This window comes from Terrisporobacter othiniensis (genome assembly GCF_000808015.1).
GTDB classification, from domain to species: Bacteria; Bacillota; Clostridia; order Peptostreptococcales; family Peptostreptococcaceae; genus Terrisporobacter; species Terrisporobacter muris.
The window spans coordinates 14797-28335 of sequence record NZ_JWHR01000064.1 but is presented as its reverse complement, the minus strand read 5'-3'; the positions used below and the strand labels follow the sequence as shown (position 1 = coordinate 28335).

Below are 13539 nucleotides of genomic sequence, written 5' to 3'. Positions count from 1 at the left end.
ATTTATGATGAAAAAAATTATATAATAATAGCATAGAGAATTTAAGGGGGAAGACAAATGAAAAAAATAAATATAAATATAAAAAGCACTAATTTTGGTGACTATGATATTCCTCTAAATAGAGATTATGAAAAATCTTTAGATGCTATTTTAAATAAACTAGTAGATAACAAATACGTAAGTAAAAGAATATTAAGTAAGGATTCATCAAATAAATACAATATTTATAGCTATGATTTTAAACCAATCAATTATGAAAAAACAATAGTTTTAATTTCGGGTATACATGGAAATGAATATACCCCTTTTTTTGGTGTAGCTAGATTTTTAGAATTATTATGCAAAGAAGATGTGAATCATGAAGAATTAAATTATATTAAGAATAAAGTAAGGTTAATTTTTGTACCAAGTGTTAACCCTTGGGGATTTGAAAATGATAGTAGAAATAATTATAATGACGTTGATCTAAATAGAAACAGTGATTATTTATGGGAAGAATATAATAGTTTAAAATCTAAAAAAGGCCAAATTTATTACAAGGGTGAAAGTCCTTTTAGTGAAATAGAAATGAAAAGTATAAAGAAGTTAGTAGAAGATGTATATGAAGATAATTTAGTTGGATTAATAGACTTGCATAATATTATTTCAGTAGATGCTGAAAGAATAGTTTACTATCCTAGATTTGTAGATAATTACTTAGGTAGATTTATCGACACTCTTAAAAAGTTTAACTCTAATGAAAATAGAACTATTTTTGGATCTTCCATATCACCTGTTTTTAGTAATTATGTATGTGAAAGGTATAAAATACCAGCTCTTTGTCTTGAGTGGAGGGAAAATCTTCATGGAAGAGGAAGAGATAAAAATGATATGAGCAAATATGTAGAGTTCTTAGGAAATTTTATAATTGAATTTGCAAAAATAGAAAGTAATACGGAAGCTTATGCAAACACTCAACCTTTTAATAAGTTTTTAATTTGGAATAAAAGTGATGAAGATGGATATAGAGTTTTAAAGTCAAATAATTATATTACTATGGAAAATGTGTCTTACTCAATACCTTTAAAAAGAAATTATATAGTAAATTTAAATGGAAATATTAAAATAAAAGTGAAAAAAAGCTGCACTTTAAGTATATTACCGTGCTTATATCAAGTATGTAGTAAAGAACAAAGCTATAAGAAGTGTAATGAAAATCTATGGTTTTCGCATGATATTCATTTGAATGAAGGTGAGTACGTTGTACCAATTACAGCTACTGTTAATGGATTTCATACAAATTATAATGAGATAGATAATTTAAAAAGAGTGGGGAATTTGGAATTTTTATTAAGATTTAAAACTAATGTTGTAAGCAGTGTGTATATAGAAAATTTTAAAATTAATTTAACTTTTATTCCTAGTGACAAAGGAATTGCCACAGAAGTACTAGACTTAAATAATAACAAATCTTTATTCCCAAAAGACGTAAAAAGGTAATTTGTATATATAAATAAAAGATAATATGTTACAATAAGTTCTAGAAAAAGGAAATCTTATAGGAGGGAAGGATGTATTTATGAGCAATATTAGTATGAAGATGAAAAATTTAGTAGAGATATCTTCATTAGTTGCAGAGTCTACTAATTTCTTTGAGATAAAGGACAAAATAATAGAAAAAATGCTTGAAGTAGTTTTTCCTAGAAAAGCTTGTGTTAATTTATTTTATAACAATGACTATGAGCATGCTTATCTAGTATGTTCAAATAGCCTGGAATACATAAAGCAAACTTTTAAATCTAAGGATGCCAAGGGTGTGAAGTTTGATTTTTATGAAGATTATCCTGAGTATATTCACGATGCAGTAGAATATAAAAAAATTATTTATATAAAAAATGTTTTTGAAGATGAAAGAGCTATAAAGGAAAGAGACTTGGCAAATCATGAACACTATACAGGAAGGATTGTATTTCCCTTAATATATAATAAAAAAGTAGTAGGTTTTATGACTTGTTTTTTAGATGAGAGTGATGTTTTAAAGGATGAAGATATAGATTTCGTCTCTTCCATAGCATCCCTAATAGCTTTATCTATAGAAATAACAGAAAAAAATAGTGAAAAGAATTTTATAATAGATAAACTTAGAAATTCTTTAGAACTAATAAGTGAAGCTACAAGAAAACTTTATCAAAATAAAAATATAGATGAGTTTTTAGTACATTTGAGTGAAATAGCTAAGAAAATTACAAATAGTAGAGATTCAGTTATTTTAATAGATAAGAATAATTGTAAAAATAAAATATTTAGATCTTATTGTAAACTTGATGAAAGAGATACCAATGTAGAAGATACTATTAAGTTACTTTTATCAAAAAATGTTCCGGGATTATATGTAAATGATACAAATCTAGAAAGAGAAATAACTTTAAATGTAGATACGTATATTTTCTATAAGTTATCTAATGAATCTGAATCAATAGGTGTAATTTTATGTACAGATGGTAAAAAGTATGAAGATGATGATTTAAATATATTAAGTATATTATCAAAGCAAGTTACAGTTGCTATGCAACTTTATGACTATAGTGAGCAAAATGTAAAACATAAATTAATTGCTAAGGAACTAAATATTCTTAATAAACAGCAAAAACTTATTATGAACGATAGTAAAATAAAGTGTAATTATGAGAAAGAGTTAGAATTTTATCATAGACCAGCAACAGTCGTAGGTGGGGATTTTTACTATGCTCACAAAATTGATGATAAAAGAGTAGCTTTTATTATAGCAGATGTAATGGGGCATGGTATTGTTGCGAACTACATGGTTGCAATGATAAAAGGAGCTTTTAAAACATTGTGTTATCAATATAAAACACCTGGTGAAATAGCTACACATTTAAACAAAATATTATATGATGAGTTCGATAAGATGGGTGTATTTGCCACAGCTTTAATAAATGTATTTGATACAGAAAGAAATATATTGTCTGTTTCTAATGCAGGACACTATAGTCCTATAATTATTGATGATAATGGTGAACTTGTGGAAAGTCTTAATTGCAAAAAAGGAATCCCTATAGGGGTATTACCAGATGGAGAATATCATAGTAATACATTTAGTATAGAAAATTACCCTATGGTATTTATGTTTACAGATGGAACTTTAGAGATCAAGAATCAGTATAAAGAAGAGTTTGGTTTAGACAGACTAAAGAACTTTGTTAAAAGTAATTATAAAAATAATAAAAATAAAATTGTAGAAAATCTAAAAAAAGAAACAGAAAAATTTACTGGAAATGATAATTTTGATGATGATATTTTAATTCTAATGCTAAAGAATATATAGGAGGGGTTATGGATAAAAAGCATAAAGTTTTGATTATTAATGGCAGTCCTAGAAGAAGTAAAAATTGTAGTAAAATAATTGAAAACATAACTAATAAATTAGATGAAAATCAAATTAACTACGAAGTATTAAATATTTACAAAATGAATATAGATTATTGCATAGCCTGCGGATACTGCGAAAGAACTGGAAAATGTGTAATAAAAGATGATATGACACCTTTATATGAAGAATTTGATAAATCCATAGGGACTATTGTAGTAAGTCCAATGTTCTTCCAAAGTATTTCAACAAAAATAAAAACATTAGTAGATAGAACTCAAGCATTTTACTCAAGTAAATATATATTAAAGCAGCCTTCTATAGATGTAAAAAAAGAACGAAGAGGAATGTTTATAGCTGTAGGAGGCCAACCTAAATATGAAAATCAATTTTTAGGCGGACAACTTGTAATGGATTTATTTTTTAAGTGTATAAATACTAAATTAATTTCAAATGTTTATATGAGCAATAGTGATGAAGTACCGTTTAGTGAAAATAAAGTATTTCAAGAAGAGTTAAATGGAGCGGTGATAAATTACGTAAAAGAAATAAGTGATCTTATAGAATAATAAAAAATTCATAATTAAGTCAGTTATTTTGGAGGGGGAGCTATTGAATTTAGAACTATATGAAATATTAATGAGGGAAATATTAATAAATATTGATGAGGGGATACATTTTATAGACAATAAGGGTAAAACAATAATCTATAATGACTGTATGGAAAAAATAGAAAAAATGAGTAAAAATTATGTAATGAGTAAGTCATTTGTGGATATTGTTGATGAAATGAATATAAAAAATAGCACATTGTTAGAGGTACTAAATAAAAAAAAGACCATAGAAAATAATATGCAGAGATATGTTGATAAAAATGGAAAAGAAATAACTACGTTAAATACTACAATCCCAATTATAAATGGCAATGATTTCATAGGTGCTTTAGAAATATCAAAGGATATTACAACAATAGAAACTTTATCTAAGCAAGTAACAAACTTAAAAAATAATTCAACAAATAAAGAAAATAAATTAGAAGGAAGATATAGATTTGAAGATATTATAGGAAACAGTAAGTTGATGAAAGCTTCTATTAAAAAGTGTGAGAAAGCAAGCAAGTCTGATGCATCAGTTTTTATATATGGAGAAACTGGAACTGGTAAAGAATTAATTAGCCAATCTATACATTATGCTAGTAATAGAAAAGAACATCCTTTTATAGCACAAAATTGTGCAGCGCTACCAGAATCTTTATTTGAAGGAATACTTTTTGGAACTATAAAAGGAGGATTTACGGGAGCAGTCGATAGGCCTGGTTTGTTTGAACAAGCCAACAAAGGAACTTTATTATTAGACGAAATAAATTCAATGCCTATGGCTTTACAGGCAAAACTACTTAGAGTGTTACAGGAAGGTTATGTTAGAAGAGTCGGAGGAACAAAAGACATACCTGTTGATGTTAGAGTTATAGCGACAACTAATGAAAGTCCAACTCAAATATTAAACGAAAATAAAATAAGAAGAGATTTATACTATAGACTGAATGTAATAAATATAGAAATACCACCATTAAGAGAAAGAAAAGAAGACATATCATTGCTTTGTGATATGTTTATTAAAAAATATAATAAAAAATTGAACAAGAACGTAAAGGGTATTTCTTATGATAGTATTAATTATTTAAAAAAACATAGTTGGCAAGGAAATGTAAGGGAATTAGAAAATGTAATATATTCAACTATGAGTATGATGGACAATGAAAAAAATATAGTTCCTGAAATGATTCATTTAAATGATTATTATAATTTGAAAGAAAAAAAAATAAATGATGGCTATTCTTTGGACGATTTAGAATACAAAACATTAGATCATATTATAGGAGATATAGAAGAAGGATATATAATAGAATCTTTAGAAAAAACGGGATACAATATTAGTAAGGCAGCAGCTATTCTGGGAATAAATAGGCAAAATTTGCAGTATAAAATGAAAAAGTATAATATAAAAAATTTTAATAAATAAAAAGAGCAAAAAGTTTTGCTTACGCAAATTTTTTTGCTCTTTTTATTGTTAAAAAAAAATTAAGCTTAATAATTTAAAGTTGGCATAATTTGTGCTTTATAAAAATTGTAAGAAAATTAAAATAATTTATTTGGGAGGATTTAGTAATGAGAAAAGTAAGAATAGGAATTTGGGGATTTGGAGCAATGGGAACAGGAATGGCAAATATGATATTAAAAAAAGATGGTATGGAAATAGTATCAGTTTGCAGCAGAAGTACTGCAGGTAAAAGCATATATGATGTCTTAGATATAGAAAGAGGAGATAGAAACGAAGTTATTATAAATGGGAACTATGAAGAAGCTTTTACAGAAAAAAGTTGTGATGTTGTTTTATTAGCGACTGACTCTTTTACAAAAAAAGCTTTTGATAAAATAATTTATCTATTAGAGAAAAAAATTAATGTTATTTCTACTGCTGAACAAATGGCATATCCACAAGCTGATGATCCAGACTTAGCTAAAAAAATGGATGAAGTTGCAAAAGAGAATGGTGTAAGTGTTTTAGGAACAGGTATAAATCCAGGATTTGTATTAGATTTATTAGTTTTAGCTTTATCAGGAACTTGCGAAGAAGTTAATAGTATAAGTGCTAAAAGAGTAAATGATTTATCTCCATTTGGAAAAGCAGTTATGGTAGAACAAGGAGTAGGTGTAAGTAAAGAAGAATTCTTAAAAGGTGTAGAAAATAATACAATAGCAGGTCATGTCGGATTTGTGGAATCAATAAATATGATTGCAGATGGACTAGGATGGAAGTTAGATAAAATAGAGCAAACAAAAGAGCCGATAATGACTACAGTAGACAGACAGTCTAAATATGGAGAAGCTTTAGCAGGAAATGTTGCTGGTTGTAGACAATGCGGATACGGATATGTAAATGGAAAAGCTTTAGTAGAAATGGAACATCCACAACAAATAATACCAGAAGCTGAAGGAACTAAAACAGGAGATTATATATCAATAAAAGGAATACCAAATATAGATTTACAAATAAACCCTGAAATACCTGGAGGAATAGGAACATATGCAATGATAGTAAACTCTATACCTCTAATAATAAATGCAAGACCAGGTCTAAAAACTATGTTAGATATACCAGTACCAAGAGCAATAATGGGTGATGTAAGAGATCAAATAGAAGTTGAATTAGAAGAAGATGCAACAGTAGAGATATAAGGATTGAAGTTGAAAATTAGATAGTAGGCAAAGGGGGAGAACAAAATGGATGCAAAATGTAATGATTGGGTTATTATACACAATCTAGTATTAACACCTGATGAAAGAGCTCCACAAGTTCCAGATGATACTAAGAAAGTGCCATTGGAAATGTGGGTAAAAGGATTTATACAAAAAGATGCTAATATAGGGGATTTGGTTGAAGTAAAAACTATAACAGGAAGACTTGTAAAAGGTAATTTAGTTCAAGTAAATCCATATTATACTCATGACTATGGTAAGTGCATACCAGAGTTACTTCAAATAGGAATTCAAGCAAAGGAAATATTATTTGGAGGTGAAGATAATGAGTAGTAGTGTTTTACAAAAAGATATGAGTTATGAAGCTGTTATGGGTAGAAAAAATGAAATAATGAAAAATGCCATAGGATTAGATTATTCTACTTTTGAAGAAAATGGTATTGGATTTGATTATGAAAAAATGATGAGTGAAACTGGATACACACTTGAAGAGATAGAGTCTATTCAATCACAATATGCTGTAGGGAACACTCCAGTAATAGAACTTAAAAATTTAACTAAGTTAGCAAGAAAATGTGCTCCAAAAGGAAAAGGAGCTAGAATTTTTATAAAAGATGAGGCAATGAATGCTTCTGGTAGTTTCAAAGCAAGAAGAGCAGCTACTGCTGTATACCATGCAAAAAAAATGGGATATAAAGGTGTAATAGCAGCAACTAGTGGTAATTATGGTGCGGCCGTAGCATCTCAAGCAGCTATGCAAGGTTTAAAATGTATAATAGTTCAAGAGTGCTATGATTCAAAGGGAATAGGACAGCCAGAAATTATTGAAAAAGCAAGAAAATGTGAAGCTTATGGTGCAGAAGTTGTTCAATTAACAGTTGGGCCAGAGTTATTTTATACATTTTTAGCTTTACTTGAGGAAACAGGATATTTTAATGCTTCTTTATATTCTCCATTTGGTATAGCTGGTGTTGAAACTTTAGGAGATGAATTATCTACTCAATTTAAACAAAAATATGGAAAAAATCCTGATGTAGTTGTTTGTACTAATGCAGGCGGTGGCAACCTTACAGGAACAGCAAGAGGCTTAATAAAAGCTGATGCTTTGAATACTCAAGTTGTAGGCGCTAGCGTTGACTTAAAAGGATTACATATGGCTAGTGACAGTCAGTTTAATAGAAAATCCTTTACTACAGGACATACAGGTTTTGGAATTCCATTTTGTACATGGCCAGATAGATCTGATGTTCCTAGATCAGCAGCTAGACCACTTAGATATATGGATAGATATGTGTTAGTTAAACAAGGAGAGGTATTTTATATAACTGAGTTGTTGGCACAGTTAGAAGGTATTGAAAGAGGTCCTGCAGGAAATACATCTTTAACAGCAGCATTTTCTTTAGCACAAGAGTTAGATGAGGATAAAATTATAGTAGTTCAAGAAACTGAATACACTGGAGCTGGAAAGCATATTAATCCTCAACTTACTTTCGCCAGAGAAAATGGAATAGAAATAAAATTTGGTAATCCAAAAGATGAAATCGCTGGTGAAAATTTAATACTACCACAAAGTCCAGAACTATTAAAATGTGTAGATGTTGATATGAATAAAATAAGAAGATCTTATATAAAAAATTGTGTATTAAACAATAAAATAGATGATGTCGATAATCTAAGTAATGAAGATATTGAGTTTCTAATGAAAGAGACAAAGACTTCTAGAGAGTTTGTAATAGAAGTTTTAGATAATTTGAAATAGGAGTTATTAAATAAATATAAATAGGTGAAAACCATAGTTATAGTGGTAAATAAATGAGGGGGAATATATATGGAAAAAAGACAAGATGATTTTGAAGTTAGAAGAAAACATCTTCAAGAACTAAGTGATCAACAACTAAAAGACAGATTCTGGCAATTAGCAAGCCAAATAGTTGAGCCAATGGTAGAATTAGGTAGAAAAAATACAACACCATCAATAGAAAGATCTATTTTACTTAGAATGGGATTTTCTTCTCTTGAAGTAAAACCAATATTAGAGGGAGTTATGGAAAGAGGATTAATAGGAAAAGGTGCTGGTCATGTAGTTTATAAATTAGCAATGAAAAAAGGGATAACAGTTAGAGAAGCAGGATTAATGTTAATAGATGGTGAAGGTTGGGATGAAGTAGTAGATTTATTTCATAACAATGAAAAATCAACTATGGAAGTAACTGGAGAGGGGGAAAAGTAGAATGCTAAAAGAAAATAAAAAATTAGATATAGATTATATTCTTAAAGATCTAGACAAATATAGACCAAAAAGAAGAGGATGGACATGGAGAGAACATGTAGAAAATCTTGAGATGGGTCCATTTGAATACAAGCAAGCTACAAAACCTCTAAAAGATGGTGTTGCATTACCATCAGCAAAATATTTTAATAATATAGACCCTCAACCAGTACCTGTTATAACTACTGAAATTGCATCAGGAAGATTTGAAGATGATATAAGAAGAATGAGAATGGCAGCTCACCATGGTGCAGATCACTTAATGGTTATAAGAACTGCTGGACAATCACACTTTGATGGACTTATAGAAGGTACCCCTCAAGGTATTGGTGGTGTTCCGATAACAAGAAAGCAAGTTAGAGCTCAAAGAAAAGCCCTAGACTTTATAGAAGAAGAAGTTGGAAGACCTATTAATTATCATTCATATGTAAGTGGTATTGCAGGGCCAGAAGTAGCAGTAATGTTTGCTGAAGAAGGAATAAATGGAGCACATCAAGATCCACAATATAACGTTTTATATAGAAATATAAACATGATAAGATCTTTTGTAGATGCTTGTGAAGCTAAAAAAATAATGGCTTTTGCTAATATGGCTCAAATAGATGGAGCTCATAATGCCAATGCAACTGCAAGAGAAGCATGGAAGGTAATGCCAGAACTTATGGTTCAACATGCTTTAAACTCAATTTTTTCTGAAAAAATAGGGATAGATAAAACTAATATTTGCTTATCAACAGTTCCTCCAACAGCTCCTCCTGCTCCTTGTTTAAGAATTGATTTACCTTATGCTGTTGCACTTAGAGAATTTTTCAGTGACTATAAAATGAGAGCTCAAATGAATACTAAATATATGGATTCATCTACTAGAGAAGCAACAGTTACTCATGTGTTGAACTTATTAACATCAGTATTAACTAGGGCAGATGTGCAATCAACTATAACTCCTGACGAAGGCAGAAATGTTCCATGGCATATTTATAATATAGAAGCATGTGATACAGCTAAACAAGCCTTAATTGGTATGGATGGACTTATGGATATGATAGAACTTAAAAATGTAGGTGAATTAAGAGATAAGTCTAGAGAAATCAAAGAAAGAGCAGTTCTTTACATGGAAGAAATAATTGAAGCTGGTGGATATTTCGAAGCTGTTGAGCAAGGATTCTTTGTTGATTCAGGAAATTATCCAGAAAGAAACGGAGATGGAATATCAAGAAAAATAAAAGGAGGAGTTGGAGAAGGCACTGTTTACGAAAGAGATGAAGATTATTTTGCACCTGTAACTGCTCACTTTGGATATAATAACGTAGCTCAATATGATGAAAATGCTATAGATAATCCAGCTTCATTAATAGGAGGTTCTACTTTTGAAAATCCTGAAAAAATAGTGTATATAGATGAACTTGATGATTTTGATAATGTTGAAACAAGATTAAAAGAATCAGAAGAATATAGACTTGGAACTAAAATAAAGCCTGAGATGGAATGGTGTGCAGACGGTATTGTTATGATAACAATGATGCTTCCAACAGATAAAAGAACTGCTGAATTTGCAGCTCTTGAATTTGGTAAAAAGATGAATTTGGAAGATATTGAAGTTATAAGTAGAGAAGTTATGCATGAATCTGAAGGTACTAGAATTGAAATGAAAGGTAAAGTTCCTTTTGATATAGATATAAATGATTTAGTTATACCAGAAGAACCGAAAGTATTAACTGATGAAGAAATTAGAGAAGACATAGATGCTAAACCTATGAAAATTGTTGCAGCAACAGTGGGAGAAGATGAGCATTCAGTTGGGTTAAGAGAAATAATAGATATAAAACATGGTGGTATAGAAAAATATGGTATAGAGTGTCATTATCTAGGAACTTCAGTACCAGTAGAAAAATTAGTAGATGCAGCAATAGAATTAAATGCTGACGCTATATTAGCATCTACAATAATAAGCCATGATGATATACATTATAAAAATATGAAGAAGTTACATGAGTATTGTATAGAAAAAGGAATAAGAGATAAAGTAATGATCGCTTGTGGAGGAACACAAGTAACACCTGAAATAGCCATTGAACAAGGAGTAGATGCAGGTTTTGGAAGAAATAGCAAAGGTATAAATGTAGCTACTTTCTTAGTAGAAAAAAGAAGAGAAATGAATCAAAATGTCTAAAAGCATATTAGAAATAGATGTCATAGTTGCAGAAATAGGAAGCACAACAACAGTTGTAAACGCCTTCAATAATATTAATGGTGAAGACCCTGAATTTTTAGGTCAGGGTCAATCACCTACTACAGTTTTCGAAGGTGGAGATGTAAGAAATGGCTTATCAGGTGCCATTAAAGATTTAGCGGCAAATTTAAATGTAGGAGAAATTAAATATAAAGATATGTTTGCAACATCAAGTGCTGCTGGAGGATTAAAAATGACTGTTCATGGATTGGTTTATGATATGACGGTAAAAGCAGCAAAAGAAGCAGCACTCGGTGCAGGTGCAGTTATTAAGCAAGTTACAGCTGGAAAAATAAAAAGAACTGACTTAAAAAAAATAAAAGAAATAAAACCAAATATAATTTTGATAGCTGGTGGAGTGGATTATGGAGAAAGAGACACTGCCATATATAATGCAGAAATGATATCATCTTTAAATCTAGGAGTGCCAGTTATATATGCTGGCAATGTGGAAAATCATGAAGAAGTTAAGTTAATATTTGAAGAGAGTAATTACAAGCTTTATATAGCGGAAAACGTATACCCAAAAATTGATTTATTAAATATAGAACCAACAAGAAAAATTATCCAAGATGTATTTGAAGAACATATAACTAAAGCTCCAGGTATGAAATACATAAAGGATATGGTGAATGAAAATATAACACCAACTCCTGGTGCGGTAATGGAGGCATCTAAGCTTCTTTATAGAAACATTGGTGACTTGTTGACTTTAGATGTAGGTGGAGCAACTACAGATGTTCACTCTGCTACTGAAGGGAGTGAATTCATTAACAAAATACTATTAAACCCAGAACCTGTTTCAAAAAGAAGTGTAGAAGGTGATTTGGGTGTATATGTAAATATGAAAAATATAGTAGAAGTTATTGGTAAAGAAAGTTTACAAGAAGAGCTATCAATAGATATAGACTCAATAATGAACAATTATCCGCCAATACCAAAATCAAAAGAAGAAATACTATTTGTTGAAAGGTTGACAAAAGAAGCAGTTATAAAAGCTATTATAAGACACGTAGGGAGAATAAGGAATATTTATGGAACTAATGGAAAAAGCAAAATAGCAGAAGGCAAGGATTTAACAGGTGTTAAGTATATAATTGGAACAGGTGGAGCACTTACTAGACTTCCAAATAGGGTTGAAATTTTAGAATATGTAACTAGGTACAACAAAAATAAAGAATTACTACTGCCAAAAGAAAATACAAAAATACTAATAGATAATGATTATATTATGGCCTCTATTGGTGTTTTATCTAAGAAATATGAAGAGGCATCTTTAAAACTTATGCTAAAAAGTTTAAATTTTGAGGAGAAGAAGCTATGTACCCTAAATTAGAAATTGATATAAATAAACTAAAACAAAATGTCAAAGTTATTTCTCATATGTGCCATGATAACAATATAAGTTTAGCTTTTGTAACTAAATCATTTTGTGCAAGAGAGAAAGTAGTAGAGAAGTTAGTTGAAGAAGGTATAGATTATATTGCAGACTCTAGAATAAATAATTTAAAAAAATTAAAAAATATAGATTTACCGAAGATGCTTATTAGAATACCAATGATAAGTGAGTTAGAAGAAGTTGTAGAATATAGCGATATAAGTTTTAATTCAGAGTTGAAAACAATAAAGGCATTAAATGAAATATGTGAAAGAAAAAATATAATCCATAAAATAGTTTTAATGTTTGACTTGGGAGATCTAAGAGAAGGGTATTTTTATGAAGAGGATTTGTTTAATAATATAAAAAATATTCAGAAATTTAAAAACATTAAAATAATTGGTATAGCAACAAATTTAACATGTTATGGAGCAATTATACCATCTCCAATAAATACAGGAAGATTAGTTGAAATAGCAAGAAAAGTTGAAAATGAGTTTGACTTAAAACTAGAAATAGTGTCAGGAGGAAACTCAAGTTCATTAGATCTATTGATGAATGATGATATGCCAAGAGGGGTAACTAATCTTAGAATAGGAGAATCAATAGTTCTTGGAAGAGAAACAGCATATGGAAAAAACATAAAAGGAACATATCAAGATGCGTTCAAACTTGTATGTGAAATAGTTGAGTGCAAAGAAAAACCATCAGTACCAATAGGGGAAATAGGTATTGATGCTTTTGGAAATAAACCTGTATACGAAGATAAAGGGATTTTAAAAAGAGCAATTGTAGCAATTGGTAAGCAGGACATAGATACAGATTCATTAATGCCAATAGACACTTCTATAGAAATACTAGGAGCAAGTTCAGATCACATGATACTGGATATAAGCAAATCAGAAAATGACTATAAGGTAGGGGATGAAGTAGAATTTTTACTAACATACGGAGGTCTAATGTCAACTAGTACAAGTGAATATGTTTCGAAAGAGATAATAGGTTAGATTATTTCAAAAAATAGGAGGAAAATAT

At 29.5% G+C, this 13539-nt stretch carries 11 protein-coding genes; all 11 read left to right on the top strand.

All coding sequences use genetic code 11. The features are described 5' to 3' along the window. Positions 1–57: 57 nt before the first annotated feature. The gene (locus tag QX51_RS06070; protein WP_039679014.1) at positions 58–1479 is read left to right on the top strand and encodes a M14 family metallopeptidase; all 1422 of its coding nucleotides are present in this window, start codon (positions 58–60) and stop codon (positions 1477–1479) included. A gap of 79 nt (positions 1480–1558) precedes the next feature. Continuing rightward, on the top strand, positions 1559–3325 hold the full coding sequence (locus QX51_RS06065; RefSeq protein WP_039679013.1) for a GAF domain-containing SpoIIE family protein phosphatase: 1767 nt from the start codon (positions 1559–1561) through the stop codon (positions 3323–3325). Between the two features lie 8 nt (positions 3326–3333). Continuing rightward, a complete protein-coding gene (locus QX51_RS06060; RefSeq protein WP_039679012.1) occupies positions 3334–3936 on the top strand; it encodes a flavodoxin family protein in 603 nt (200 codons plus the stop codon). A 43-nt stretch (positions 3937–3979) separates the two neighbouring features. Then, a complete protein-coding gene (locus QX51_RS06055; RefSeq protein WP_039679011.1) occupies positions 3980–5389 on the top strand; it encodes a sigma-54 interaction domain-containing protein in 1410 nt (469 codons plus the stop codon). A gap of 146 nt (positions 5390–5535) precedes the next feature. Continuing rightward, the gene (gene ord / locus QX51_RS06050) at positions 5536–6606 is read left to right on the top strand and encodes a 2,4-diaminopentanoate dehydrogenase (protein ID WP_039679010.1); all 1071 of its coding nucleotides are present in this window, start codon (positions 5536–5538) and stop codon (positions 6604–6606) included. Between the two features lie 45 nt (positions 6607–6651). Further along, entirely contained in the window at positions 6652–6960 is a 309-nt protein-coding gene (ortA, locus tag QX51_RS06045; protein ID WP_039679009.1) for a 2-amino-4-oxopentanoate thiolase subunit OrtA, read from the top strand. Next, the gene (gene ortB / locus QX51_RS06040; RefSeq protein ID WP_039679008.1) at positions 6953–8386 is read left to right on the top strand and encodes a 2-amino-4-oxopentanoate thiolase subunit OrtB; all 1434 of its coding nucleotides are present in this window, start codon (positions 6953–6955) and stop codon (positions 8384–8386) included. Before ortA ends, ortB begins: the two co-directional genes overlap by 8 nt. A 69-nt stretch (positions 8387–8455) precedes the next feature. Further along, entirely contained in the window at positions 8456–8857 is a 402-nt protein-coding gene (locus QX51_RS06035) for an ornithine aminomutase subunit alpha (RefSeq protein WP_039679007.1), read from the top strand. A gap of 1 nt (position 8858) precedes the next feature. After that, a complete protein-coding gene (oraE, locus tag QX51_RS06030; RefSeq protein WP_039679006.1) occupies positions 8859–11066 on the top strand; it encodes a D-ornithine 4,5-aminomutase subunit OraE in 2208 nt (735 codons plus the stop codon). Further along, positions 11059–12462, top strand: coding sequence for a GlmL-related ornithine degradation protein (locus QX51_RS06025; protein WP_330376045.1), 1404 nt, complete (start codon positions 11059–11061; stop codon positions 12460–12462). Before oraE ends, QX51_RS06025 begins: the two co-directional genes overlap by 8 nt. After that, positions 12447–13511 (top strand): ornithine racemase Orr, encoded by a 1065-nt coding sequence (orr, locus tag QX51_RS06020; protein WP_039679004.1) that lies wholly within the window; start codon positions 12447–12449, stop codon positions 13509–13511. The genes QX51_RS06025 and orr overlap by 16 nt, the downstream gene beginning before the upstream one ends. Positions 13512–13539 lie beyond the last annotated feature (28 nt).

Bases quoted from the DNA above. Each gene is read 5' to 3' on its own strand.
- QX51_RS06070 (WP_039679014.1), top strand. From the start codon at position 58: ATGAAAAAAATAAATATAAATATAAAAAGCACTAATTTTGGTGACTAT.
- QX51_RS06065 (WP_039679013.1), top strand. From the start codon at position 1,559: ATGAGCAATATTAGTATGAAGATGAAAAATTTAGTAGAGATATCTTCA.
- QX51_RS06060 (WP_039679012.1), top strand. From the start codon at position 3,334: ATGGATAAAAAGCATAAAGTTTTGATTATTAATGGCAGTCCTAGAAGA.
- ord (WP_039679010.1), top strand. From the start codon at position 5,536: ATGAGAAAAGTAAGAATAGGAATTTGGGGATTTGGAGCAATGGGAACA.
- ortA (WP_039679009.1), top strand. From the start codon at position 6,652: ATGGATGCAAAATGTAATGATTGGGTTATTATACACAATCTAGTATTA.
- ortB (WP_039679008.1), top strand. From the start codon at position 6,953: ATGAGTAGTAGTGTTTTACAAAAAGATATGAGTTATGAAGCTGTTATG.
- QX51_RS06035 (WP_039679007.1), top strand. From the start codon at position 8,456: ATGGAAAAAAGACAAGATGATTTTGAAGTTAGAAGAAAACATCTTCAA.
- oraE (WP_039679006.1), top strand. From the start codon at position 8,859: ATGCTAAAAGAAAATAAAAAATTAGATATAGATTATATTCTTAAAGAT.
- QX51_RS06025 (WP_330376045.1), top strand. From the start codon at position 11,059: ATGTCTAAAAGCATATTAGAAATAGATGTCATAGTTGCAGAAATAGGA.
- orr (WP_039679004.1), top strand. From the start codon at position 12,447: ATGTACCCTAAATTAGAAATTGATATAAATAAACTAAAACAAAATGTC.